21 protein-coding genes are annotated in these 23,044 nt (G+C 73.6%); 12 read left to right on the top strand and 9 right to left on the bottom strand.

Features of this window, described 5'->3' with window-relative positions; translation table 11 throughout:
- Nucleotides 1-127: 127 nt before the first annotated feature.
- The 4 genes from ACFY2K_RS14610 to ACFY2K_RS14595 all read right to left on the bottom strand — a co-directional run bounded on the left by ACFY2K_RS14610 (nt 128) and on the right by ACFY2K_RS14595 (nt 3,952).
- A complete protein-coding gene (locus ACFY2K_RS14610) occupies nt 128-934 on the bottom strand; it encodes a ferritin-like domain-containing protein (RefSeq protein ID WP_387711581.1) in 807 nt (268 codons plus the stop codon).
- Entirely contained in the window at nt 931-1,812 is an 882-nt protein-coding gene (locus tag ACFY2K_RS14605; protein WP_387711579.1) for a ferritin-like domain-containing protein, read from the bottom strand. The genes ACFY2K_RS14610 and ACFY2K_RS14605 overlap by 4 nt, the downstream gene beginning before the upstream one ends.
- Nucleotides 1,813-1,953: 141 nt before the next feature.
- Nucleotides 1,954-2,370, bottom strand: coding sequence for a hypothetical protein (locus tag ACFY2K_RS14600; protein WP_387711577.1), 417 nt, complete (start codon nt 2,368-2,370; stop codon nt 1,954-1,956).
- 58 nt (nt 2,371-2,428) lie between these two features.
- Nucleotides 2,429-3,952: an MFS transporter gene (locus tag ACFY2K_RS14595; protein WP_387711575.1), complete on the bottom strand. Its 1,524-nt coding sequence runs from the start codon at nt 3,950-3,952 to the stop codon at nt 2,429-2,431.
- Nucleotides 3,953-4,107: 155 nt separating this feature from the next.
- Between ACFY2K_RS14595 and ACFY2K_RS14590 the strand changes: the two genes are divergently transcribed.
- The 4 genes from ACFY2K_RS14590 (at nt 4,108) to ACFY2K_RS14575 (ending at nt 8,717) form a co-directional block, all read left to right on the top strand.
- Nucleotides 4,108-5,010 (top strand): MarR family winged helix-turn-helix transcriptional regulator, encoded by a 903-nt coding sequence (locus ACFY2K_RS14590; protein ID WP_380525663.1) that lies wholly within the window; start codon nt 4,108-4,110, stop codon nt 5,008-5,010.
- A gap of 103 nt (nt 5,011-5,113) precedes the next feature.
- Nucleotides 5,114-5,647 carry a PadR family transcriptional regulator gene (locus ACFY2K_RS14585; protein WP_380400278.1) on the top strand — a complete coding sequence of 178 codons (534 nt, stop codon included), beginning with the start codon at nt 5,114-5,116 and terminating at the stop codon, nt 5,645-5,647.
- Entirely contained in the window at nt 5,644-6,330 is a 687-nt protein-coding gene (locus ACFY2K_RS14580; protein ID WP_380523005.1) for an ABC transporter ATP-binding protein, read from the top strand. The genes ACFY2K_RS14585 and ACFY2K_RS14580 overlap by 4 nt, the downstream gene beginning before the upstream one ends.
- The gene (locus tag ACFY2K_RS14575; protein ID WP_387711572.1) at nt 6,327-8,717 is read left to right on the top strand and encodes an FtsX-like permease family protein; all 2,391 of its coding nucleotides are present in this window, start codon (nt 6,327-6,329) and stop codon (nt 8,715-8,717) included. The genes ACFY2K_RS14580 and ACFY2K_RS14575 overlap by 4 nt, the downstream gene beginning before the upstream one ends.
- 85 nt (nt 8,718-8,802) lie before the next feature.
- On the opposite strand, the gene ACFY2K_RS14570 is transcribed toward ACFY2K_RS14575, so the two are convergent.
- Nucleotides 8,803-9,303, bottom strand: coding sequence for an EF-hand domain-containing protein (locus ACFY2K_RS14570; protein ID WP_380523003.1), 501 nt, complete (start codon nt 9,301-9,303; stop codon nt 8,803-8,805).
- A gap of 247 nt (nt 9,304-9,550) precedes the next feature.
- On the opposite strand from ACFY2K_RS14570, the gene ACFY2K_RS14565 reads away from it, so the two are divergent.
- From ACFY2K_RS14565 to ACFY2K_RS14550, 4 genes are all read left to right on the top strand, one after another.
- Complete coding sequence (locus ACFY2K_RS14565; RefSeq protein WP_387711570.1) at nt 9,551-11,170, top strand: carboxylesterase/lipase family protein; 1,620 nt, start codon at nt 9,551-9,553, stop codon at nt 11,168-11,170.
- 99 nt (nt 11,171-11,269) lie between these two features.
- Nucleotides 11,270-11,470: a hypothetical protein gene (locus tag ACFY2K_RS14560; RefSeq protein ID WP_380523000.1), complete on the top strand. Its 201-nt coding sequence runs from the start codon at nt 11,270-11,272 to the stop codon at nt 11,468-11,470.
- 61 nt (nt 11,471-11,531) lie between these two features.
- Entirely contained in the window at nt 11,532-13,019 is a 1,488-nt protein-coding gene (locus ACFY2K_RS14555) for a phenylacetate--CoA ligase family protein (protein WP_380522999.1), read from the top strand.
- Complete coding sequence (locus ACFY2K_RS14550) at nt 13,016-14,059, top strand: hypothetical protein (RefSeq protein WP_387711568.1); 1,044 nt, start codon at nt 13,016-13,018, stop codon at nt 14,057-14,059. The genes ACFY2K_RS14555 and ACFY2K_RS14550 overlap by 4 nt, the downstream gene beginning before the upstream one ends.
- A 17-nt stretch (nt 14,060-14,076) precedes the next feature.
- Here ACFY2K_RS14550 and ACFY2K_RS14545 read toward each other — a convergent pair whose 3' ends face one another.
- Complete coding sequence (locus tag ACFY2K_RS14545; protein ID WP_387711566.1) at nt 14,077-14,658, bottom strand: TetR/AcrR family transcriptional regulator; 582 nt, start codon at nt 14,656-14,658, stop codon at nt 14,077-14,079.
- A 51-nt stretch (nt 14,659-14,709) separates the two neighbouring features.
- Here ACFY2K_RS14545 and ACFY2K_RS14540 point away from each other — a divergent pair, with 51 nt between their 5' ends.
- Nucleotides 14,710-15,228 (top strand): GNAT family N-acetyltransferase, encoded by a 519-nt coding sequence (locus ACFY2K_RS14540; protein WP_387711564.1) that lies wholly within the window; start codon nt 14,710-14,712, stop codon nt 15,226-15,228.
- A 1,390-nt stretch (nt 15,229-16,618) separates the two neighbouring features.
- On the opposite strand, the gene ACFY2K_RS14535 is transcribed toward ACFY2K_RS14540, so the two are convergent.
- Entirely contained in the window at nt 16,619-16,927 is a 309-nt protein-coding gene (locus ACFY2K_RS14535; RefSeq protein ID WP_387711562.1) for a hypothetical protein, read from the bottom strand.
- 1,028 nt (nt 16,928-17,955) lie between these two features.
- Here ACFY2K_RS14535 and ACFY2K_RS14530 point away from each other — a divergent pair.
- From ACFY2K_RS14530 to ACFY2K_RS14520, 3 genes are all read left to right on the top strand, one after another.
- Nucleotides 17,956-18,528: a hypothetical protein gene (locus tag ACFY2K_RS14530; RefSeq protein WP_380522993.1), complete on the top strand. Its 573-nt coding sequence runs from the start codon at nt 17,956-17,958 to the stop codon at nt 18,526-18,528.
- A gap of 223 nt (nt 18,529-18,751) precedes the next feature.
- Nucleotides 18,752-19,435, top strand: a complete 684-nt coding sequence (locus tag ACFY2K_RS14525) for a hypothetical protein (RefSeq protein WP_387711560.1) — start codon at nt 18,752-18,754, stop codon at nt 19,433-19,435.
- 449 nt (nt 19,436-19,884) lie between these two features.
- Entirely contained in the window at nt 19,885-20,940 is a 1,056-nt protein-coding gene (locus ACFY2K_RS14520; protein WP_380641588.1) for an NAD-dependent epimerase/dehydratase family protein, read from the top strand.
- A gap of 32 nt (nt 20,941-20,972) precedes the next feature.
- Here ACFY2K_RS14520 and ACFY2K_RS14515 read toward each other — a convergent pair whose 3' ends face one another.
- Nucleotides 20,973-22,121 (bottom strand): sensor histidine kinase, encoded by a 1,149-nt coding sequence (locus ACFY2K_RS14515; protein ID WP_380522990.1) that lies wholly within the window; start codon nt 22,119-22,121, stop codon nt 20,973-20,975.
- Complete coding sequence (locus ACFY2K_RS14510) at nt 22,118-22,936, bottom strand: response regulator transcription factor (protein WP_387711604.1); 819 nt, start codon at nt 22,934-22,936, stop codon at nt 22,118-22,120. Before ACFY2K_RS14510 ends, ACFY2K_RS14515 begins: the two co-directional genes overlap by 4 nt.
- Between the last annotated feature and the right edge of the window lie 108 nt (nt 22,937-23,044).

The raw sequence follows: 23,044 nt of genomic DNA, 5'->3' as shown, positions 1-23,044 counted from the left end.
AGGGAGGGCGCGCGCCGGCCCGGCCGGCGGGGTGTCGGGTGCCGGTGGGCCGGGCGCGCGCCCGGTCTGGGGTCGTCGGATCCGGGGACGTCGGGTCCGGGGGACATCGGACCCGGGGGTCGTCGGGTCAGACGGTGAGCAGGGTGGGACTGGCGGCCTTGTCGGTGGGCAGGAAGTCGTCCGGGACGGGGTACTGGCCGAGCACGTAGTTCAGGACGGCCGCGTGCATGGCCTCGACCGGCGCGATGCTGGCCGCGGTGGCGATGCCGGCGGGGCTGGTGACGTTGTAGGTCGCGAAGAGGTAGGTCTGGGCGGCCTGGTCCTCCAGGTCGAGGGCGAGCTTGGCGACGTCGCCGACGGAGGCGGCCTTGCCGAGCGCGGCCAGGGTCTCCGGCTGGTTGGACAGCGGCACGTCGGTGATCGCGGGCAGGCCGGCGCCGGTGAGGACGGCGTTCCAGGCCTTGGCGTGGTCGGCGTGCTGGGCCATCGCGGTGGTGACGAAGGTCGCCACCGCCGGGGGGACGGTGCCGAGCTTGCCGGCCTTGGCGGCGTCCAGGGTGGCCTGGTAGGCGCCGACGGCCTGGTTCTCCAGGGCGGTGGCCAGCGCGACGACCTGGAGGTCCCCGGTGTACCTCCCGGACGCCGACGCCGAGCCGGGCATCGTGCCGGCCGGGCTGGACGGCGCCGGGTCCTTGACGTCCTTGCCGCTGGAGCAGGCGGCCAGTGTCAGGGCCGCGGCCACTCCGCCCGCGCCGAGCAGGAAGCGGCGCCGGGCCAGCTCGGCCTGGCCGGTGACGCGGATCTGCTCGGCCAGCTCTCGTGCGCTCTCCCGCATGACCGGGAGGGTGGCGCGGTGGGCCTCGTCCATGTCCCGGGTCAGGCGGGCGAGTTCGGCCTCGCCGATGGCGGGCTCCCAGGTGCGGTCGGTGCTCACTTCACGGCCCCTTCGGTGATCGGGGAGGCGTTGTCGGTCTTGTAGAAGGCGTCGGGGAAGCCCACGCTGCCCGCGGCCGCGGGCAGCTTCGCCGGGTCGACCGGGATGGTGATCAGATCGGCGGCGTTGCCCGCGAGCAGCGCCTGCACGGCCAGCAGGACGGCACGGTGCTGGGCCTCGACCGGGGCGACCGAGGCGAACAGCTTGCGCAGGTCGGCGTTGCTCACCTGGCCGACGTTCTTGGTGTACGTCTGGGCGGCGACGTCCTCCAGCGTGATGGCGAGCTTCACCACGTCGGCCGGGGTCTTGATGGTGGGCAGCGTCTGGTCGACGACGGCCTTGTACTTCGGGTCCGGGCCGTCCTGTGCCTGCCCGCCGGCGGTGGTCGCGGCGGCGTTGAAGGCCTTGGCGTGGGCCTGGTGCTGCTCGGTGGTCTTGGCGATGAACGCGGCGACCGTCTTGTTGCCGTCCTTGATGAACGGAAGCCCGGCGGCGGTCTGGTAGACGCTGACCGCCAGGTTCTCCAGGGACGCGGCGGTCTGCAGCGCCCTGATGTCGTCGGCGGAGACGGAGGCGGACGCGGAGGCCGACGGCGACGGCGAGGCCGCCGCGGCGCGCACGGTGCTCAGCAGTCCGACCCCGCCGGCCAGGGCGCCGAGGGTCGCCCCGCGCTGCCACCACCGGCGCGGGGACTCGGTGCCCTCCGCGAGATCGGTCAGCGCTCCGCGGGTGATCCGCAACGCGTCGCTGTTCAAGTCCTGTGACTGCTCGGTGAGTTCTTCCAGCAGCCGGGTGTCGATGTGCTCGCTGGCCATCATGTCCCGTCTCGGCCCGGCGGTCGGCCGGATGCCGGACCGCTCTGCCCTGACGTTCGGCACGCTCGCCCACCTGGCTTGGTCCGGGCCCCCGAACGGCCCCCGAATTCACCCCTGGGGGTGAACGGCGGGGGCGAAGGGTGACCGCGGCGGCCGTCCGGCGGGTCGGCCGGGTCGGGCGGAGCCGCCCCGGCCGACGCGCGGTCAGGCGCCGTCGAGGATGCCGGCGATCTTGTCGGCCATCGCGGCCTGGGCCGGGTTGGCGCCGGGGCGGGCGTGCTGGGCGGCCCGCATCGCGACGGTCAGGGTGGCGCGGAAGTTGCCGGTCTCCTCGGGGGCCTTGGCGTCCAGCAGCGCCAGGGAGCGGCGGATGGCGTCGAAGACCCGGTCGGCGATGTCGGCGGTGGAGCTGCCGTCGAGCTTGAGGCCCTTGGGCTTCTCGGCGAGGACGCGCCCGGTGAGGCCGGTGGCGGAGCTGAGGGCCTTGCCGGCGGCCATGCCGGCCTTGGCGGAGGAGATCGCGCCCGGGTCGGAGGCGGCCATCAGGACGACGACGCCGTGGGCGGCGGTCTGGAGGGTGAGCCGGTCGTCGGCGGTCAGGACGGCGGTGGTGTCGGACATGGTGGGTTTCCTTCTCTCCGGGTTCGGTGTGGAGCAGGGGCTGTGAGCGGTCGAGCGGTCAGTGGGCGGCGGGCAGGAGGTCGCCGGCCTCCTCCTCGTCGGCGGGCTCGTGGCGGGCCAGGCGGCTGGCGGGCAGGAACAGGCCCGCGAGGGCGGCGAGGAGGTAGCCGGCGACGCAGACCAGGGCGCCGGCCAGCAGGGCGGTGCGCAGGACGGTGGGGTCGTAGCCGTCGTGGGTGCGGCCGAAGAAGACCACGCCGGTGACGGCGACGCCGAGGGCCGCGCCGAACTGCTGGAAGGTGCTGTAGACGCCGGAGGCGGCCCCGGCCTCGCGGACGTCGACGGTCGCCAGGGCGAGGTCGACCAGCGGCACGACGAGGAGGCCGAGGCCCAGGCCCGCCAGGGCGAGCGGCCACAGCAGGTCCCAGCCGGACAGGCCCGCGCCGTGGGAGTCGACGACCTGGCGCACCCAGGCGGCGCCGCCGGCCTGCATCAGGGCGCCCAGGACGACGAGCGGCTTGCCGGCCTTCCGGGCGAGCGGCACCGAGACGCCCGAGCCGAGGAAGGCGCCCGCGGTGAACGGCAGCAGCGTCAGCCCGGAGGCCATGGCGGAGAAGTGCAGGCCGAGCTGGAGGTAGAGGGCGAGGATCAGGAAGAACCCGGCCATGGCGCCGGAGAAGCACAGCTGGACGAGGCTGCCGGCGGCGAAGCCCCGCCGGCCGAACAGGTGCATCGGCGCCAGCGGCGAGCCGTCCCGGCGCATCCGGCGCCGCTGGTTCACCACGAACCCGCCCAGCACGACCGGGGCGGCGGCCAGCATGGCCAGGATCCAGCCGGGCCAGCCCGACTCCCGGCCCTCGACCAGCGGGAAGACCAGCAGGAACAGGCCGGTGGAGGCGAGCAGCAGGCCGGGGACGTCCAGGCGCAGCGGGTGGGCCGAGCGGGTGTCGGGCACCAGGAGCCGGGCGGCGACGAGCAGGGCGACGCCGACGGGGACATTGATGACGAAGATGCTGCGCCAGCCGATGCCGAAGGCGTCGGCGGAGACGAGCCAGCCGCCGAGCAGGGGGCCGGCGACGGCGGCCATCCCGGAGACGGCGCCGATGATGCCGAGGATCGCGGCGCGCTCCCTGGGCCGGTAGAGGGCCTGCACGGAGGCGAGGACCTGGGGGACCATGAGGGCGGCGAAGGCGCCCTGGACGACCCGGGCCGCCACCAGCGCGTCGCCGCTCTGTGCGAGTGCGGCGGCGAGCGAGGCGGCGGTGAAGCCGGCGACCCCGGCGAGGAACACCGTCCGGCGGCCGATGATGTCGCCGAGCCGTCCGCCGGTGATCAGGACGATCGCGAACGCCAGGGTGTAGCCGCCGACGACCCATTCCAGGTGGCCGGGGGTGGCGTGGACGTCCTGCTGGATGGCGGGCAGGCCGACGTTGACGATGGTGGTGTCGAGCAGGTCCATGAAGGACGCGACGATCAGGACGAGCATCGCGAGGCCGCGGCGGCGGTGGACGGGCGGGGTCTCCGGGGAGGCGGCGGCGGGTGCCTGGGCTCCTCCGGGCATGGGGGTGCGCTGCTTGGACATGGCCTTCTTCGTTCGGTTTCGGAGGGGTGGGGGCGGGCCCCGGCCGTGGCCGCACCGCCCAAGATGTTTCGTTCGGACGAAAGAAGCATAGCAAGTAGTTCGGTTCTGCGAAACAAGTAGTTCGGCGAAGCGAAGCAGCTTGCTAATCTGAGCGCATGACGACCACCGACCAGCCCTCGCGCGGCGAGCTCATCGCCCGGCTCAACACGGCCGGGCGGGAGCTGAGCACCGCCGCGGTCATGTTCCACAGCGCGCTCGCGCAGCTGCACGGACTGAGCAGCACCGAGGAGAAGGCCATCGACCTGCTCCAACGGTTCGGCCCGCTCACCGCGCGCGAACTCGGCGAGCACTCCGGGCTCGCCCCGGCCTCGGTCACCGGGCTGGTCGACCGGCTCCAGCGCAAGGGCTTCGCCCGGCGGATCCCCAACCCCGCCGACAAGCGCAGCGTGCTCATCGAGGCCCCGGAGGCCCCCGCCGAGGCCCTCGCACCGCACTTCGAGCACTTCATGAGCGGCCTGGAGGAGCTGTACGCGCGCTACAGCGACACCGAACTCGCCACCATCGCGGGCTTCCTCACCGCCGGCGCCGCCGTCCAGCGCGAGGCGACCGCACAGCTGACCGCCGAGCTGCCGGGCACCCGGCCGGGCGGCGGCGAGCCCGCCCTCACCCAGAGCCAGAAGCTGACCGTCCAGACCGCCGCGCACGGCGTCGTCGCCCTGATGGCCGCCGCCGACCCCGGGGCGTTCTCCTCCGCCCGGGCCGGGATGGCCGCCGGGAAGGCCCTCAGCTCCGCCACCGGTCTGACCGGACGCGTCCTGGCCGAGAAGCCCAAGGGCCTGAAGCTCGGCGGGAAGTCGACCGCCGACATCGCCGACCAGGTCTTCCCCGCCCTCGCCGCCTCGGCCGCGCTGCTCGGGGACGCCGACCCGGGCGAGGCCGAGAACTTCCGCTCCGTCATCCGGGTCGCGGTGGAGGCCGCGCTGCGGATCCGCACCCCCGCGAGCCCGGCCATGACCGCCATGGCCGCCCGGATCGGCGAGGCGCTCGACCGCGCCTGACGCCCCCGGCGTGCATGCCCCGCCCGGGCGGGGCATGCACGCGTGCGGGGTCGTACGCCTCGCTATACACACCATGTATAGCTGGTGTGTATAGTCGATGACTATGGCACTCGGACAGATGCTCCTCGGACTGCTGGAAGACCAGCCCCGCCACGGGTACGACATCAAACGGCTCTACGACGACCACTTCGGGCGCGACCGCGCCCTGCACTACGGGCAGGTCTACGCCACCCTCTCCCGGCTGTTGAAGAACGGCCTGGTCGTTGTGGAGGGCGTCGAGGCCGGCGGCGGCCCGGACCGCAAGCGGTACGCGATCACCGACGCGGGCGTCACCGACCTCGCCGGCTGGCTCGCCCAACCGGAGGACCCCCAGCCGTACCTGCAGAGCACGCTGTACCAGAAGGTCGTGCTCGCCATCCTGACCGGCCGCTCGGCGACCGACGTGCTGGACGTCCAGCGGGCCGAACACCTGCGGACGATGCGCGAACTGACCCGCCGCAAGCTCGACGGCGACCTCACCGACGAACTGATCTGCGACCACGCCCTGTTCCACCTGGAGGCCGACCTGCGCTGGCTGGAGCTGACCGCCGCCCGGCTCGACGACCTCACCACCCGCCTGACGGAGAAGCCGCGTTGACCACCGACCAACCCCTGCTCCAGGCCCGGGACCTGCACAAGTCCTTCGGCCTCACCCCGGCCCTCGACGGCGCCTCCCTCACCGTCGCCGCCGGCGAACTCGTCGCCGTGATGGGCCCCTCCGGCTCGGGGAAGTCCACCCTGCTGCACTGCCTGGCCGGCATCACCCGCCCCGACCGAGGCACCATCAGCTACCAGGGGCAGGACCTCACCGCCCACTCCGACGCCCGGCTGAGCGCGCTGCGGCGCACCGAGTTCGGCTTCCTGTTCCAGTTCGGCCAACTCGTCCCGGAACTCACCTGCCTGGAGAACGTCGCGCTGCCACTGCGCCTCAACGGCCTGCGCCGCAGGGCCGCCGAGGCCCGGGCCGCCGAATGGCTGGAGCGGCTGGAGGTCGCGGACCTCGCCGCCAAGCGCCCCGGCGAGGTCTCCGGCGGCCAGGGCCAGCGGGTGGGCGCCGCCCGCGCGCTGATCACCGGCCCCAAGGCGGTGTTCGCCGACGAGCCGACCGGCGCCCTCGACTCCCTCAACGGCGAACGCGTCATGAAGCTGCTGACCCGCGCCGCCCGGGAGACCGCCGCAGCCGTCGTGCTGGTCACCCACGACGTGCGGGTCGCCGCCTACGCCGACCGGGAGATCGTCGTCCGGGACGGCCGCACCCTCGACCTGACCCCCGCCCGGTGAGCGCCGCCGACGGGCCGAAGGTCCGCTCGCCGTTCCTGGACCAGCTGGGCCTGGGCGTCCGACTGGCCGTCACCAGCGGGCGGGACGGCTGGGGCCGGCTGCTGCTGACCGCCCTGGGCGTCGGGCTGGGCGTGGCCATGCTGCTGTTCACCGCCTCCTTCCCCGGCATCGTGCACCACCGCGACCAGCGGCTGTACACCCAGAACGACACCTTCGACGACGAGGCGCTGCCGGCCCCCGGGGACCGGACGGTCCTGATCGCCGTCGCCGACACCACCTTCCACGGCACGCCCGTACGCGGCCGGATCGTCCAGCCCGAGGGGCCGCACGCGGCGCTCCCGCCGGGCGTGGCCGGCTACCCCCGGCCCGGCGAGATGGTCGTCTCCCCCGCGCTGGCCGAGCTGCTCGCGGACCCCGCCAACCGGCTGCTGCGCGAGCGCCTCCCCCACCCGGTGGTCGGCAGCATCGGAGCGGCCGGACTGCTCGGGCCCGGCCAGGCCGCGTACGTGCTCGGCGGCGACCACCTCTCGGTCGACACCGGCGCCCTGCGGATCACCGAGTTCGGCCACTTCTCGCCGCCCAAGCCCATGGATCCCAAGCTGATCCTGCTCAACGCCGTCGGTCTGACGGTGATGCTGGCCCCGGTCGGCGTCTTCCTCGCCGCCGCCGCGCGCTTCGGCGGCGAACGGCGCGACCGCCGGCTCGCCGCCCTGCGGCTCGGCGGAGCGGACCGCCGGATGACCGCGCGGCTCGCCGCCGGGGAGTCCCTGGTGGGCGCGCTGCTCGGCCTGGTCGCGGGCGTGGCGCTGTTCCTGCTCGCCCGTCAGCTGATCGGCCGGATCCGCTTGGCCGGGTTCAGCTTCTACCCCGAGGACGTCGCGCCCCAGCCCGCGATCGCCGCCGCGATCGCCGTGGTCGTGCCGCTGCTGGGCATCGGCGTCACCCTGCTGGCCATGCGCCGGGCCACCGTCGACCCGCTCGGCGTGGTCCGCCGCTCCGGCCCCGCCCGGCGCCGGATCGGCTGGCGGCTGATGCTGCCGCTCGCCGGGCTGGCCGTGACGGTGTTCGCCCTGGTCCTGCCCGCGGGGAGCAGGCCGGGCGCCCTCCCGCGCACCGCCGTCCTCGACCCGGTGGGCGACACCCGGGGCTCGATCCTCGTGGCCTTCGGCGTGCTGCTGATGCTGGTCGGTGTCTGCACCCTGCTGCCCTGGCTGGTGGAGGCCGTCACCCGGCGGGCCGGCGGCGGCCCGCTGTCCTGGCAACTCGCCGTCCGCCGACTCCAGTTGGGCTCCGGACCGGCCGCCGCGGCGGTCAGCGGCATCGTGGTGGCCGTCGCCGGGGCGATCGCCCTGCAGACCCTCTTCCTCGGCATCGGCGCACGCTACGAGTCCTGGTCGCGGCCGCAGGTCACCGCCGGGGCGTACCAGCAGTCGGTGGCCTTCCCCGGCGGTGCGCCCCGGGCGCAGCAGCTCGCCGAGCGCCTGACCCGCAGCCCCGGGGTGAAGGCCGCCGCGGCGTACACCGAGTTCTCCCTGGAGAGCGCGACCGCCAAGTCCTGGGAGCTGCCCGAGGTCCGGATCGCGCCCTGCGCGGTGCTGCGCGAGCTCGCCACCCTGCCGGACTGCCGGGACGGGGACTCCTTCACCGTCCAGGGCCCGGAGCGGCCGGGCGGCGAACCGGTCCGGCCCGGCACCCTCGTCCACGCCGCCTACTTCCGCGGCTCGGGCGAACCGGCCGCCTTCCCGCTGCCCGCCGCGACCGCCACCGTCCCGGCCGTCGAGGGCGCGGACCCCAACGGGCGGATCGGCGCCGGCCTGCTGCTCCTCACCCCGGCCGCCGTCCCCGCCGACGCTCTGCGCGGGCAGCCCGCGACCGTCCTGGTGTCGCTCGCCGACGGGCTGCCGGACGCCGAGGAGCAGCTGACCACCGCCGTGATGGCGATCGACCCGCAGGCCCGCGCCGAGTTCCCGCTCGACCGGACGCTCGACCCCACCTACCTGGCGGTCAAGCGGCTGCTGACGGCCGGTTCGGCGATCACCCTGCTGCTGGTCTCCCTCAGCCTGCTGGTCGGCCAGCTGGAACGCTTCCGGGAGCAGCGCCGCGTCCTCGGCGTGCTGAACGCGGTCGGCACCCGCCGGCGCGTCCTGGGGCTGTCGGTGCTGTGGCAGACGCTGATCCCGATGGCCCTGGGCCTGGCGCTGGCGGCCGTCGCGGGCCTGCTGATGGGGGCGCTGCTGCAGTACTCGGCCGGCGTCTCGGCGGCCGTGGACTGGGGCGCGATGCTGACCATGTCCGCGATCGCGGCCGCCGCGGTGCTGCTCACCACCGTCCTGGGGCTGCCGCAGCTGCTGCGCCTGATGGGCCCCGGCGCCCTGCGGCACGAGTAGCCGCCCCGCTGCCGTTGCCCGTGCCACGGCTCCTCCCCGCCCTGGGGAGGAGCCGCTCGGCGTTCCCCGGCGTCGGCGCCGGCGATCAGTCGGAGCCGTAGGCGCCGGCCAGCGCGGAGGCGCCGGTGGTGAGGAAGTCCCGGATGCCCAGCAGGTAGGCCTCGCGGTCGACGAAGCCGTCCCGGTCCGCGTCGAGGACGTCGAAGGCCGCGTCGACGTCCTGCTCCGCATTGCCCGAGGCGGTGCGCAGCCGGATGAACTCCTTGCGGTCCAGGCGGCCGTCGCCGTCCGCGTCGGCGAGGTCGAACAGGGAGCCGAGCGCGGGCCGGCAGGTCTCCTCGAAGGCGTCGTGGCCGGCCCAGGAGCTGTACGCCTCGAAGGTGACCCCCTGGTCCCGGCCGGCGGACAGCTGCCGGAAGACCTCCTCGTGGGTGTCCCGCGCGACGAGGACCAGCGGGTCGTGGCGGTCGCGACCGGCGGCCGCGGCGGCCCGCTCGACCCGGGCCAGGTACTCGGAGTGGGAGATGACGCCGTCGCCGTCGGTGTCGAGCATGGAGAAGATCCGGCGCTTCGCGGTGTCGGACACGGTGGCCCCTTTCGTTCGCTTTTCGTTCGCTTTTCGTTCGCTGCACGTGATCGGAATCGGACGGAACGCTAGCGCCGTTCACCCCTTCGGGTCCGGAGGACATGCCCGGGTCGGCCTCCACCCGCTCCACCCGGGGGTGGAGCGGGCAGCTCCACCCGCGCGCCTATGACACGGCGTCAGGCCGCCCGCCAGGCTGGGGCCGTGTCACGTCGCGGCCCCGGCCGGGGGCGCGGGTGCGGAGTCGGAGGTGCGCGTGCACAGGGTGAAGAGGTGGGCGGCGACGGCCGCGGCCACGCTGCTGGCGTTGGCGCCGGCCGGATCGGCGGGGGCCCGGGAGGCCCTGGCGGCCCTGGCGGCCGACGGCCGGCAGGGGCACGGGTGTCGCGCCGTGACCTCGCTGGGCCGGGTGGAGGGGGTGGCGCAGGAGGGCCGCTGCGCCTTCCTCGGGGTTCCGTACGCGGCGGCGCCCACCGGGGCGAACCGGTTCCGGCCGCCGCGGCCGCAGGAGCCGTGGGGCGGCACGCTGCGGGCGGTGGAGGAGAGGCCGGGCTGCCCGGAGGACCTGGGCGCGGGCGGGGAGGGCGTCGAGGACTGCCTGCACCTGAACGTGTGGGCACCGCGCACCGGGGGCGGGCACAAGCCCGTCATGGTGTTCCTCCACGGCGGCGCGTTCCAACTGGACTCCGCCGAGGAGCCGGTGTTCGACGGCGGCCGGATGGCGGTGCGCGGCGACGCGGTGGTGGTGAACCTGGACTACCGGCTCGGCATCCTGGGCTGGACGGAACTCGGCGGCCTCGACCCGGCCTACGCGGGCTCGGGCAACAACGGCCTGCGGGACGAACTGGCCGCCCTGGAGTGGGTGCACCGGCACGTCGCGGCCTTCGGCGGGAACCCCGCGGACGTCACCGTGTTCGGGCAGTCCGCGGGCGCCGTCTCGATCAGCGCGATGCTGGCGGGCGACCACCCGGAGCGGCTGTTCCGGCGGGCCGTCGTGCAGAGCGGCCCGGGCTACCTGGTGCACACCGCCGGCTCCGCGCGGCGCGCCGCCGAGCACGTGTTCACGACCGGCGGCATCCACGCGGTGGCGGACCTCGACCGGCTGACCACCCGCGAGGTCCTGGAACTCCAGCAACGCGCCCAGGGCGGCCTGTCCGGGCCGTCCGCGGCCGTCTTCTTCGGCCCCTGGATCGACGGCTCGCTGATCCCCGGCCCGGTGGTCGAGCGGGTCGCCGCCGGCAGTGCCCGCCACGTCGAGGTGATGGCCGGCACCACCGAGAACGAGACCGACTTCTGGGCGCTGTTCAACCCGTCCGTGCTGGACCTGCCGCTGAGCGGCTACCGGACCTTCCCCGCCGTGCTCGCCGACCGCAAGCAGCGGATGTACGACCGGTACGCGGCGAACCGCCCGGGGCTGCCCGAGGGCCGGGTGGTCAACGCGATGCTCACCGACCAGACGGAGCGGATCCCCACCCTGCGCCTCGCCGAGGCGCAGTCCCGCTGGCGGCCCACCTACGTCTACCAGTTCGACTGGCACGTGCCGTACGTCCCCGGGCTGCCGGCCGCCCAGAACCTGGGGGCCGCGCACACCCTGGAACTGCCCTTCGTCTTCGGCGGTCTGCAGCTCGACCGGTTCCCGCGCGGCGCGCAGACCGTGGCCGAGCAGCGGCCCGCGCTCACCCGGCTGTCCGACCGGATGATGACGGCCTGGACGGACTTCGCCCACGGCGACGGGCCGGGCTGGCCGTGCTACACCCCCGACTCCCGCGCCACCCGGATCTGGGACCTCGAACCGAGCGTCCGGTACGCGCCCCACGACGACGAGCGCGCGCTGTGGGACGGCTACGACTTCCCCGACCTGGACTTCTGACCTCACCGACTCTGCCGTGACAGCAGGAAGTCGATCATCGGCGGGCGCCGCTCCACCGGCGCCCGCCGACAACTGAGGTGAATCGTCGAGGAATTACCCATGCACATGGGCTGTTCCGGGACCCCGCTCCGTGCCTACACTGCCGCTGCCCGGCGACCACTTCTCGGCCGCGGGCGACACCGCAGCGCGCGACCCGTACGGCCGCGCGCCCGCACGGAGGAGGAACCGACCATGGTCAAGCACTACCTCAAGTACGCCTACAGCACCCTCACCGCCGCGATGTTCCTGCACATGGCCTGATCCGGCCGACCCCGGCCAGGGCCGGGTGGCGTACCGTCCGACCCTGGCCCGGGGAGCCCGCTTGTTCGCGACCGCCATCAGTCAACTGCGCTACGGTGCAGCGATCCTGACGAACCGCCGGATCCGTCCCGGCGACCTGGAACGCCTCGCCCGCGACCTGGTCGACACCATCGCCGAGTTCGGCGAGCCCGGCGAGGACTCGGCACTGCTGCCCGGCCGGGCCGGGCACGTCGACCCCCAGCTGCGCCGCGAGGTGGCCCGGCGCAGCCTGCGCGCCACCGCCCGCGCCGCCGTCCGGCACACCGCCTACTACCGCCGGCGGTTCGCCGAACTCGACCTCGATCCGGCGACCTTGGAGCCCGAGGACTGGTCGCGCGTGCCGGTCACCCCCAAGCAGGCGCTGAAAGCGCTGCCCGCCGCCTTCGTCTCCGCCGCCGCCTCGCCCGCCCTGATGGCGCTCACCACCGGCACCAGCGGCACCCCCACCGCGGTGTGGTTCTCCCGGGCCGAGATCGAGACCGCCATCGCGTTCAGCACCATCTCCGCCGTGCTCGGCCTCGGCCTGCGGCCGCGCCACACCGTCGCCTACGCGGGCTGCTCGCGCGCCACCCTGCCGCTGGTCTACGCCGAGGAGTCGACCACCCGGGCCGGCGCCGGCTTCGTCCAGTTCGGCACCGTCGACCCGGCGTTGGCGCTGGACCGCCTGGCCGCCCCGCTCGGCCTGCCCGGCCGGGCGCCGCAGATCACCCATCTGACCACCTCCGCCTCCTACCTGGCCGCACTCGTCCAGGAGGCCGAGCAACAGAATTGGCAGCACGGCGACTTCGGGCTGGAGTCGATCAGCGTCGGCGGCGAGGTGCTGTCCGCACCGCTGCGCCGCCGGGCCGAGGCGGTGTTCGGCGCGGCCGTGGCCTCGGCGTACCTGATGACCGAGATCCTGCCCTCGGGCGCGAGCCCCTGCACCGAGGGGCATCTGCACCACACCACCGAGTTCGGGCACCTGGAGGTGCTGGACCCGGTCAGCGGGGAACCGACCGCCCCGGGCGGGATCGGCACCGTGGTGCACACCCCGTACGTGCCCTACCGCGAGTGCACCCTGCTGCTGCGGTACGCCACCGGGGACCTGGTCCGCCTCCCGGACGGGCCGCCGGACTGCGAACTCGCCCACCTGCCGGCCACCTCCGGGATCCTCGGCCGCTGGTCCGGCCCGCTGAGCACCGCCGTCACCACCCGCGAGGTGCTCGACCTGGTGGAGGCCGAGCCCGAAGTCCCGCTGCCCGCCCGGTACGCGCTCACCGAGGGGCCCGCGGGGCCGACCGGCCCGGCCCGGCTGCACCTGCTGGTCCCCCGGCTGCCCGCGACCGCCCTGCTCGGGCGGCTGGAGGAGCGGGCGGCGGCGGCCGGCCTGCGGCTGTCCGCCGTCGTGCTGCACGAGGACCGGGCCACCATGCCGCCGACCGCGCCCGTCCGCGCCGACCTGCGCGAGCACAGCTTCGAGGCACCGGGCGCCATTGCCCCGGCGCCACCGACCCCAGGAGGCGTTGGATGAGCGTCAGCCCCCTCGCGCTCACCGCGCTGAGCGCCGCCGTCGCCGTCGAGATCGCCGTCGCGGCCCGCTACCTGGCCCGGGTCCGGATGCCCCGGCCGCCGGTCGGGGTGTACACCGGGGGCGACGTCGCCGTGCTGTGCACCGGCGTGGTCCTCGCGCCGCTGCTGTACACCGCGCTGCCCGGGGCGGCCGTCTCCGCCGTGTTCGGCCTGGTCCTGTGCCTGGCCGTGCAGTTCACCCTCGCCCCGCTGCTCACCACCGCCGGGCTGCGGGCCGCGCCGTGGTCCTGGGCCGCCGCCCTGGCCGGCACCGCCGCCACCGCGCTGGCCGCCCTCACCGGCCACCCGGGCGGGGCCCGGGCGGGCAGCGGCCTGCTGATCGCCGTCGCGGTGGTCGGGGTCGCCAACCTGTGGACGCAGAGCGGCCTGCGGGCCGGGCACACGGCCGCGCTGGCCGCCGTACTCACCGCGTACGACCTGGCCGCCACCACGCTCACCGACACCACGGCCCGCTTCTTCGCACAGGTCCAGGACCGGCCGTTCGCGCCGATGCTGGCCCTCACCGGCGGGGACCGGCCGGTCGGCCTCGGCCTCGGTGACCTCTTGCTGCTGGTCCTGTTCCCTCTGGTCGCGGCGAAGGCCTACGGCCGGGCGGCGGCCTGGTCCGCCGCGCTCACGGGCGTCCTGGTGACCAGCGCCGTCAGTGCCTGCTTCGCCCTCGGCGCGCTGTCCGGCGGCTTCCCGCTGCTGACCGCGCTCGGGCCGCTGATCGTCGCCCAGCACCTGTACTGGCGGCGGCGTTCGGGCGGTGAGCGCACCACCGCCCGCTGGCGCGAGGGCCGGCCCGGCCCGGCGCCGGAGCCGTCCGGCATCGAACTCGCGGCCGCGCTGGCCGCGCCCGCACCCGAGGGCACCCCGCCCGGCAGCTGGCTGGCCCTCGGCGACGGCCGGGTCCTGGGCACCGGCCCGACCCCGGGCCTGGCCCGGCGCGACGCCCGCCGCCAGGGGGCGGACGCCCCCACCACGGCCCGGATGGTCTGAGCACCCCGGCTGCGGCCTCAGTCGAGGGTCGCGTCCAGGAAGTCCCGCCAGGCGGCCTGCACCCGTGCCGCGTCGGACTCGCCCTCACCGGCCAGCAGGTCCAGCAGCAGCCCGCGCAGCACGGCGAGCACCACGGTGGGGTTGGCCCGGGTGCCGTCGAGCACCCGGGCCAGCGGGGGGAGCCATTCCGCCAGCGAGGCGGTGCCGAAGTCCCGCCAGGGTTCGACCTGCCCGAAGGCCCGGACGTACCCCTCGAAGAACAGCCGCAGCGCACCCCGGTGTCCGGGGTCCGCCAGCCAGGCCCAGAGCCGTTCGAGGGTCTCCCGGGCGCTGCCGCCCTCCTCCTCCGAGCGTTCCAGCAGCGCCAGTTGCTCGGCCCGGCCGACCGCCAGCACGGCCCGGACCAGTTCCTCCTTCGAGCCGAAGAGGTAGAGCAGCACACGCGGGCTGGTGCCGATCCCGGCCGCGAGCGGGCGCAGCGAGAGGTCGGACACGTTGTGCTCGGCGACGTAGCGGACGGTCGCGGCGAGCAGGTCCTCGCGGCGCACCGACGGGCGGCGCGGCGCGGGGTGGCTGGGTGCGGAGGCTGGGGTGGACACGTGGTCTATCGTTCCACTGAAACGAGTGTTTCAGTGGAAGGGGATGGAGCCATGGCCACCACCGCACCCGGAACCGTGACCGTCCGCGAGGCCGACCGGCCCGGGGACCTGGGCGCCGTCGCGGCCCTGCACGGCGTCCTGTACACCCGCGAGTACGGCATGGACGCCACCATGGAGGCCTACGTCGCCGCCGGCATGGCCGAGTTGGTGCTGGCCGGCGCCGTCGAGGGCTCCGCGGCACCCGGCCGCCTGTGGGTCGCCGAGCTGGACGGCCGGGTCGTCGGCGCCGTCGGCCTGGTCCGCGCCGAGGAGCGCCCCGGCTGGGGCCAGCTGCGCTGGGTGGTCCTCGACCCGGCGGCCCGCGGCCGCGGCCTGGGCCGCCGCCTGCTCGACCTCGCCCTGACCGAGGCCCGCGAGCGCGGCTACGAGGGCGTGCTGCTCTGGACGATCACCGGCCTCGACGCCGCCCACCACCTGTACGCGACCGCCGGGTTCGAGCTGACCCTCTCCCGGCCCGCCCACAAGTTCGGCCTGGACACCGTGGAACAACGGATGGAACTCCGCCTCTGACCACCCGCGGACGCGGCTCCGCCGCTCACACCACCGGCCGACCGGCCAGGGCAGCTCCCCTCGGCGGCGATCTCGTGCACCGTCCAGCCAGGGTCCCCGGCGAGCCGGTCCCGGAGCGCGCCGACCGACGGCCGCGCGGACCCCACCGACCCGGCCAGGTGGACGTAGTCCCGCTGCCGCACCGCACCCGGTCCTGGGCGCCGTACTCGGCGGGAGGCGCGAACACCCGTCTCCCGCCGAGTACGGCGTGCTTGTCGGTGCCCCCTGGACGGCTGCCCGTTTCGACCAGCAACCGCTTTACGAATATGACTGATTGGGACCGTTGACCGGATGGTGTGGCATCCGCCGCGACACGCCCCCGCGACCTGATTCGGCCCCTACGGTGGGACACCCGCTCACATACTCACGCGCGACAAGCGATCACCAGGTTTGATCGCAGCTTCGCCAGGCCACGAACCGGCCACATGCTCGGGGCCGGAGCGTCCGTCCTGGCGAGCGGGCTTCTCCACCGCAGGCAGCTCCAGAGCCGCAACCTCCGACGCACCGGGCCACGCCATCGACCCATCGGCAGAGCCCTCAGGCAGCATCAGCGTTGCCCCCGGAAGGGCACGAGAGCCCCACCGACTTCACGTCAGTGGGGCTCTCGCTCAGCGCCGGCGAACACTCAGGAGTGTCCTGCGCTCGGGAAGTGGCCTCCTCCTATCCCGCTGGCGCGGGCTGGTGATCCTCCGCCACGGAAGCGACCACGGGAGTGCAGAGCTTTCCGTGGTCCCGCAGGAACAGTCCTGAGGAATGGATCAATGTACTAGGAGTCAGGCCCGCGAGGAACCAGGGTCGCGAATCGCTGCTCGATCTCTGTGTCCGAGAGATCCCCTCCGATGGCATGCCATCTCGAGAGTCGGCGGGCTTCCATCAACGACATATCAAACGCGTCATGCATGCACCCGACCACGGCAAACGCCACGGCTCCCATGTCGCCTCTCGGGCCGATCTCCGAGATCAGGAGATGCAGGACCCCAATCACCGATCCATCACGACTCCATCGCTCCTGAAGGGTTCGAGCTATCCCTTCCCTCCTTGCCCGATATTCTTCTTGATTCATGTCATCCTTTCGGCTGCATAAAGCAAACAGCCAGCTCCGAACATCGCATCACCCTCCCGCCCCATCGAGCCTGCCACCCTCACTCGACACTTCAACGCCCTCCTCCGCCGAGCGCACCTGCACCAGATCCGCTTCCACAACCCGAGGCACTCGACCGCGACCCCGACGACGGCGACGGTCCGCCGCTCTGTGCAGCACCTGTCCACTGACGTTGCGGTCAACTACTGCCGCCAAAGCGTGAAGAGGCCCTACCGGGAATGGATTCCGGTAGCGCCTCTTCACGCAGGGTTACGCAGTTTCGTGGGCTAGAAACTCACCCATCAGAACGAACATCCGACTGCACAGAGCCTCATCATCTGACTCACCTGCCACGCTTCCATGATCCGATACAAAGATCTGGCGAACCAGCTCCCACCAAACGAGATTCGCACCATGCCCAAGCCTCTCGGCAAGCCACTCGCCAAATCCCTTAAGCAGTCCCCAGTCCTGCATTGCATCGCATCCATTGATGAAGGCGACGAATTCTCGATACGAGCCATCCAGGCCATAAGCTCCGGGCCTGCGCTGCACGTTCTGGAGGAGGGTAGAGAAGTCCACGACCAGCCTCTTTCTAGTGGAGGGGAGTGAAGACTAGGTCGTCACCATACTCGAATTGGCTTCTATACACATCCATCGGTCCACCACCCGGTCCTGTCCAGGCATCGTACACACGGTCGTCCTTCACAATCACATCATGGTGACCCCGCAAGGAATCCTGCCCGCGATACTTCCCAAGCGTCGGCACACCATAGCGGTCCGTGATTCGCATCCGCGTTCCACCAATGCTCTACTGGACCGAGCGCGCCACATTCTCGCATCCATTGCTCCCGGAAATGGCGCAGCTCCGAGGAAGTCCGGAGCCCCGCCCCCCAAACGTACGTCGACGGCTGCAAGGACTCGTCCGCAGTGAGGTCATTGGCGCTCCGGCAGACGAAGCCTTCGCAGCAGCGGTCTTCGGGGCCCGGTGAGTGCTCGAGTTTGAGCACCACCTGTGCGGACGTCCGACTGCGGGTGGCAGCGCGGTATGTCGAGAACGTCGCGCCGGACGGTGGGCCAGCTGAATCGCATTGGTGGTCGTCAGCGCGACGACGACCGGATCGGGGGGCAAGTGCGCTGCCGCCGCCGAGTCGGCGGCCCCAGGACCCCCGAAGATTGACTTCCGCCACATTCGCGCCCCCCGGGAAGTGGAACTAGTTCGTCCTGGCTGCGTTTCGGGCAACCAGCAATGATTCACCATCGATTCGGATCAGGATTCTCCCATTCCGAATCGCACGGTGATTAATAGGTGGCGTGCGGAGGATGTTCGAGATAGCTTCTCTCCGTGTACCCCAGTGGCCTGCGGCGCCGTTGTGGTGGCATTCTCCGGCCCTGCCCAAGGCTGCCAGCCAGGACAGCAAGCCCGCCTCGCACGCGATGAAGGTCGGGATGAGCTTCACCGGGTACAACGAGAAGGCCACCAGAGGCTCCGAGTACCCGGTCAAGAAGGGCGCCTCGCCCGGCGAGGAGCAGGTCTGCACACGAGGTAGGGGCGGTGCGATACCTCGACAGGTGTCGCACCGCCCCTACGAACTTCGAAGGGTTCAACCTTGTTCTTCACAGGCGGAGATTCCCACGATGACGACGGCGAAAGGCCGTTCCCGAAGGAAGTCCTCGAAAGCCTCGGTAGGCCGGTCGCCGATCTCGCATGGATTGACGACTCCTGGATGTGGAATATCGACAGGGGAGCCACCGATGGGACTCCGACAATGGTCGAGATCGCCTATACCAGGTCTTCCCTCCCCGTCGCCGCGGTGGAAACCATCCGACCCGTTCCCGGGAAGGACGCGCCACCGCCGCGGATGCATCACGAGGCGTCCGCCGCCAGATTCATTGCTCAGGCTCTGTGGGCGGCGGGCGAACACACCGGACTGCGCATGCCGCAGCTCATGGAGAGGGTTCTACGGGACGTCACGGCCACGCCTGCAACGGATACCGAGCTCGTTGTCCAGGGCGAACGCCTGGCCGGTCGAGCGCTGGACTACAAGGGCCACACGTCTGTCATGGCACTCACTGGCGACGTGCTGATCGTCTGTTCGGTGTCCCCCGCTGTGAGAGGCGTACCGGAGCTGAGGTGGACCACGACGCCCCCGAGCGCGCGGTACAGCCCCGGCAGCACCTGACCGTGCGCAGATGCGTCGTCGAGGGGTGACCGGGCGGCCGTCCACCTGTACTGGCGTGATCGAGTAGCAGCGCCGGCCGCGTCTGAGTACGCGTACTCAGGCGGGGACGGCTGCGACTGTCGGAGCATGGGCCTGCGCCCGGCAGTGGCTCTGAGGTTCCACGGGTCACTGCGGGCGGCCGAGTCCTCGTCCTCCCACCAACCCCTGCCACGGAGTCCCTTTCATGCGTACCGACCTCCTGCTGCGCTCGGCCGTGCCCGCGACCGCGGCGCTCGCCCTTCTGCTGAGTGCCTGCGGGCCGGACCAGAGCGGCGCGGACGCCCCCGTCGCCGGGCCGTCGTCGGCCGCCTCGGCGGGAGGGACGGCCGGCACGGCCGCGCCGTCCGTCACATCTGCGGCCTCCGACCCCGCTCAGCCGGGTTCGAGCCCGAGCCAGAGTGCCGTCGCGGGCGGTCGCTTCGCGGGTGCCCCGGCGGTCGGGGCGAAGGCCCAGGGCACCTACCACGACGGCGACAAGGGCGACATCTCGCTCAGCATCGCCCCGACGAGCGTGGTCAAGGGTGACATCGGTGACCTGGCCAAGTTCCTCAAGCCGGAGGACATGACCGGGAAGACGCCGTACTACGTGAACGTCACCTACACCCACACCGGTGGCAACGGGATCTTCGAGCCCTACTTCAACCGGCAGCTGCGGGTGATGGTGAGCGACACGGCCCAGGCCCGCAAGGTCGACCTGCTCAGCAGCTTCCCGAAGTGCGAGAGCGACGTCCCGAAGGGCGGCAAGGACTTCGTCAAGGGGCAGAGCGAGCACGAGTGCGCGATCTACCTGGCGCCGAGCGACAAGCCGCTGACGAACCTGCTGTGGATCGACAAGGACGGCAAGCCCCTCGCCTGGAAGGCGGGCTGACAGCAACGCGGGAGGCCGCGGCGCGCTCCGGCAGCGGATCGCCGCCGCCCGCGGCTGAACGGCCCGCGTGCGGGGGACGGTTCAACTCCGGGCTGCCGGGCGGCCGTTCTGGACGGATGCGCCTGGAACCGGGTGCCCGCTGGACGGTTGTCAGGTCTGGTGGGGCGGGCCGGCGGGAAGAGTACTGACAACCGGATACGGGCCCGGCCGCAACTCCCCCACGAGCGCGACCGAGCCCCGACCGGCGACCGGGCCTGGGCGTGACTCCCCCCACGGAGCAACGGCCGGGCCCGTCGACTGTTCATCCGGCGACACGCAGCGTACATGTCATCTCTACCCAGCGCTACCTCACGGTCGACCGGGGCGTCCCCACGCGGTTCCTTACCGAAGCGTGACACGGACGCCGGATCGGCCGTTCGCCGGGGCCGCGGGCGGTAGCGTCCCCGGTCATGAGGATTCTGGTCACCGGCGGCGCCGGGTTCATCGGTTCGGCCGTCGTACGGGCCCTCGCGGCGGCGGGCCACGAAGTCCGCGTCCTGGACGCGCTGCTGCCCGCCGTCCACCCCACCGGGGCGGTCCCCGCGCTGCCGGACGGCGTCGACTTCCGGCACGCGGACGTCCGGGACACGGAGGCCGTCGAGGCCGCGCTGGCCGGGGTGGACGCGGTCTGCCACCAGGCCGCCATGGTCGGGCTCGGCCTGGACCTCGACGACGCGCCCGCCTACGCGGGCTGCAACGACCTGGGCACCGCCGTCCTGCTCGCCGCCATGGCCCGGGCGGGGGTGCGCAGCCTCGTCCTCGGCGGGTCGATGGTGGTCTACGGCGAGGGCCGCTACCGCTGCCCCGAGCACGGGGAGGTCGCCCCCGGCCCCCGGCACCCCGGCGAGCTGGACGCCGGACGCTTCGAGCCGCCCTGCCCCGAGTGCGGCGCCGGGCTGCGCCCCGGCCTGGTCGCCGAGGACGCCCCGGCCGACCCGCGCAACGTGTACGCCGCCACCAAGCTCGCCCAGGAGCACCTGTCCGGCGCCTGGGCCCGCGCCTGCGGGGGCCGGCTCCTGACGCTGCGCTACCACAACGTGTACGGGCCGGGGATGCCGCGCGACACCCCGTACGCGGGGGTGGCCTCGCTGTTCCGCTCGGCGCTGGCCCGGGGCGAGGCGCCGCGGGTGTTCGAGGACGGCGGGCAGCGCCGGGACTTCGTCCACGTCCGGGACGTCGCGGCGGCCAACCTGGCCGCGCTCACGGCGGTCGGCGACCGGGCCCCGGGCAGCGTGCGGGCGTACAACACGGGCAGTGGCGAGGTCCGGACGGTCGGCGAGATGGCCGGGGCCCTGGCCGCCGCCCACGGCGGGCCGGCGCCGGTGGTGACCGGGCAGTACCGGCTCGGGGACGTCCGGCACATCACCGCGGACTCCGCGCGGCTGCGCGCGGAGCTGGGCTGGCGGGCCCGGGTGGGCTTCGCCGACGGGATGGTGGAGTTCGCGGCGGCGGCGCAGCGGGCCTGAGCGGACCCGGTCGGCTCGGCCCCCGGAGGTGCTCAGCCCCGGGCGGCCGGCAGGACGATCTCGAAGCAGCAGCCCCCGGCGACGTTGCGGACCCGGGCCTGTCCGGCGTGGGCCTCCACGATGCCCCGGACGATGGCCAGCCCGAGTCCGGCGCCGCCCTCGCCCCGCTCCCGGGCGCCGCCCGGGCCGGCCGGCGGCGGGGTGCGGGCGGCGCTGCCGCGCCAGCCCGTCTCGAACACCCGGGGCAGGTCCGGCTCCGGGATGCCGCCGCAGCCGTCGGTGACGGCGAGCACCACCTCGTCCGCCTCCCGGCGGGCGGAGACCGCGACCACGCCGTCCTCGGGGGTCGAGCGGATCGCGTTGACCAGCAGGTTGCCCAGCACCCGGGTGATCTCCCCGGAGTCCACCTCGACGGGCTCGGCCGCGACCGGACCGCCCTCCAGCCGGACCCCGCGCTGCCGGGCCAGCGGGTGGGCCCCGGCGAGCGCCTCGTCGACGAGGTCGTACACGGACACCCGGGACACCGACAGGGCCAGCGCGCCCGCCTGGATCCGGGAGAGCTCGAAGAGGTCGTCGACCATCCCGGTGAGCCGTTCGACCTCGGTCCGCATCCGCCGCAGGTACTCCTCGGGGCGCTCGGCGACGCCGTCCTCCAGGGCCTCCGCCATGGCGCGCAGGCCCGCCAGCGGGGTGCGCAGGTCGTGCGAGATCCAGGCGATCAGCTCCCGCCGGGAGGTGTCCAGGGCCTGCGAACGCGCCCTGGACTCAGCCAGCCGGGCACTGGTGGCGGCCAACTCGGCTCCGAGCTGCGCCAGTTCCAGACCGAGTGGGCGCTCGGGCGCGGCGAACCCGCCCTCGCTGCCGACCGTCCGGGCGGCCGCGGTCAGCGCCCGGCTCCCGGCCACCACCTGGCGCCCGAGCAGCGCGGCGGTGGCCAGCGAGACCACCGCGGCCATCGCCAGCACCGTGATCACCACTCCGAGGTCGTGCCGGGACAGGAACATCGCCTGGGCCACCGCGAAGGTCCCGGAGGTGACCGCCAGCACCGTCACGGCGGCGACGCAGAACAGCGACAGCGCGAGCGAGCGGCGGCGCAGCAGCCGGACGGCCGCCCAGCCGAGCAGGCCCGCCCCGCCCGCGCCGAGTGCGGCGAACAGCGCGATCAGCAGCAGGTCCTTCACGCCGGGCCGCCCTTCCGGCCGGTCCCCGCGCCCTCGGCCGGTGCCGGGTCGTAGCGGTAGCCGACGCCCCAGACCGTGGCGACCAGCCTCGGCGCGGCCGGGTCGTCCTCGATCTTCTCGCGCACCCGGCGCACGTGGACGGTCACCGTCGAGAGGTCGCCGAAGTCCCAGCCCCACACCCGCTCCATCAGCTCCTGCCGGGAGAACACCGTGTGCGGGTGCCGGAGCAGGAACGCCAGCAGGTCGAACTCCCGTAGGGTCAGCGCCAGTTCACGTCCGCCCCGGTACGCCCGGCGGGCCTGCGGGTCTAGCGCGATGTCGCCCGAGACCAGCCGCCCACCGCCCGGCCCTTCCGCCGCGTCCGCCGTGCCCGCCGAGCCCGCCGCGCCCGCCCGGGAGCGGCGCAGCACCGACTGGACCCGCAGGACGAGTTCGCGCGGGCTGAACGGCTTGGTGACGTAGTCGTCCGCGCCGAGTTCGAGCCCGAGGATCCGGTCCGTCTCGTCGCCCTTGGCGGTGAGCAGCACGACCGGCAGCTCGGCGCCGTCCGGGTCGGTGCGCAGCCGGCGCAGGATCTCCAGGCCGTCGATGCCCGGCAGCATGAGGTCCAGGACCACCAGGTCCGGGCGGGGGGCGGTACGGGCCAGGGCGAGGCCCCGGGGGCCGTCGGCGGCGCGGTCGACGTGGTGGCCCGCGCGGGTCAGATAGCCGGCGACGACCTCGGCCACCGTGGGGTCGTCGTCGACCACCAGGATGCGGCCGGGCCGGGTCACCGGAGCGGTGGCGGCAGGCGCCGATGCGGTGGCGGCAGGCATCGGCCCGGCGGCGGGCGCCGGTGCGGCGGCGGTGGGGCTCTCGTTCACCTCGCCGAGGATACGAGCCGACGGCGGCCGACGGCGGCCACCCGGACGGCACGTCCGAGT

This window comes from Kitasatospora sp. NPDC001309 (assembly GCF_042896295.1).
Classification (GTDB): Bacteria; Actinomycetota; Actinomycetes; order Streptomycetales; family Streptomycetaceae; genus Kitasatospora.
The sequence above is the reverse complement of the archived record's forward strand: the minus strand, read 5'-3'. Positions and strand labels throughout refer to the sequence as shown.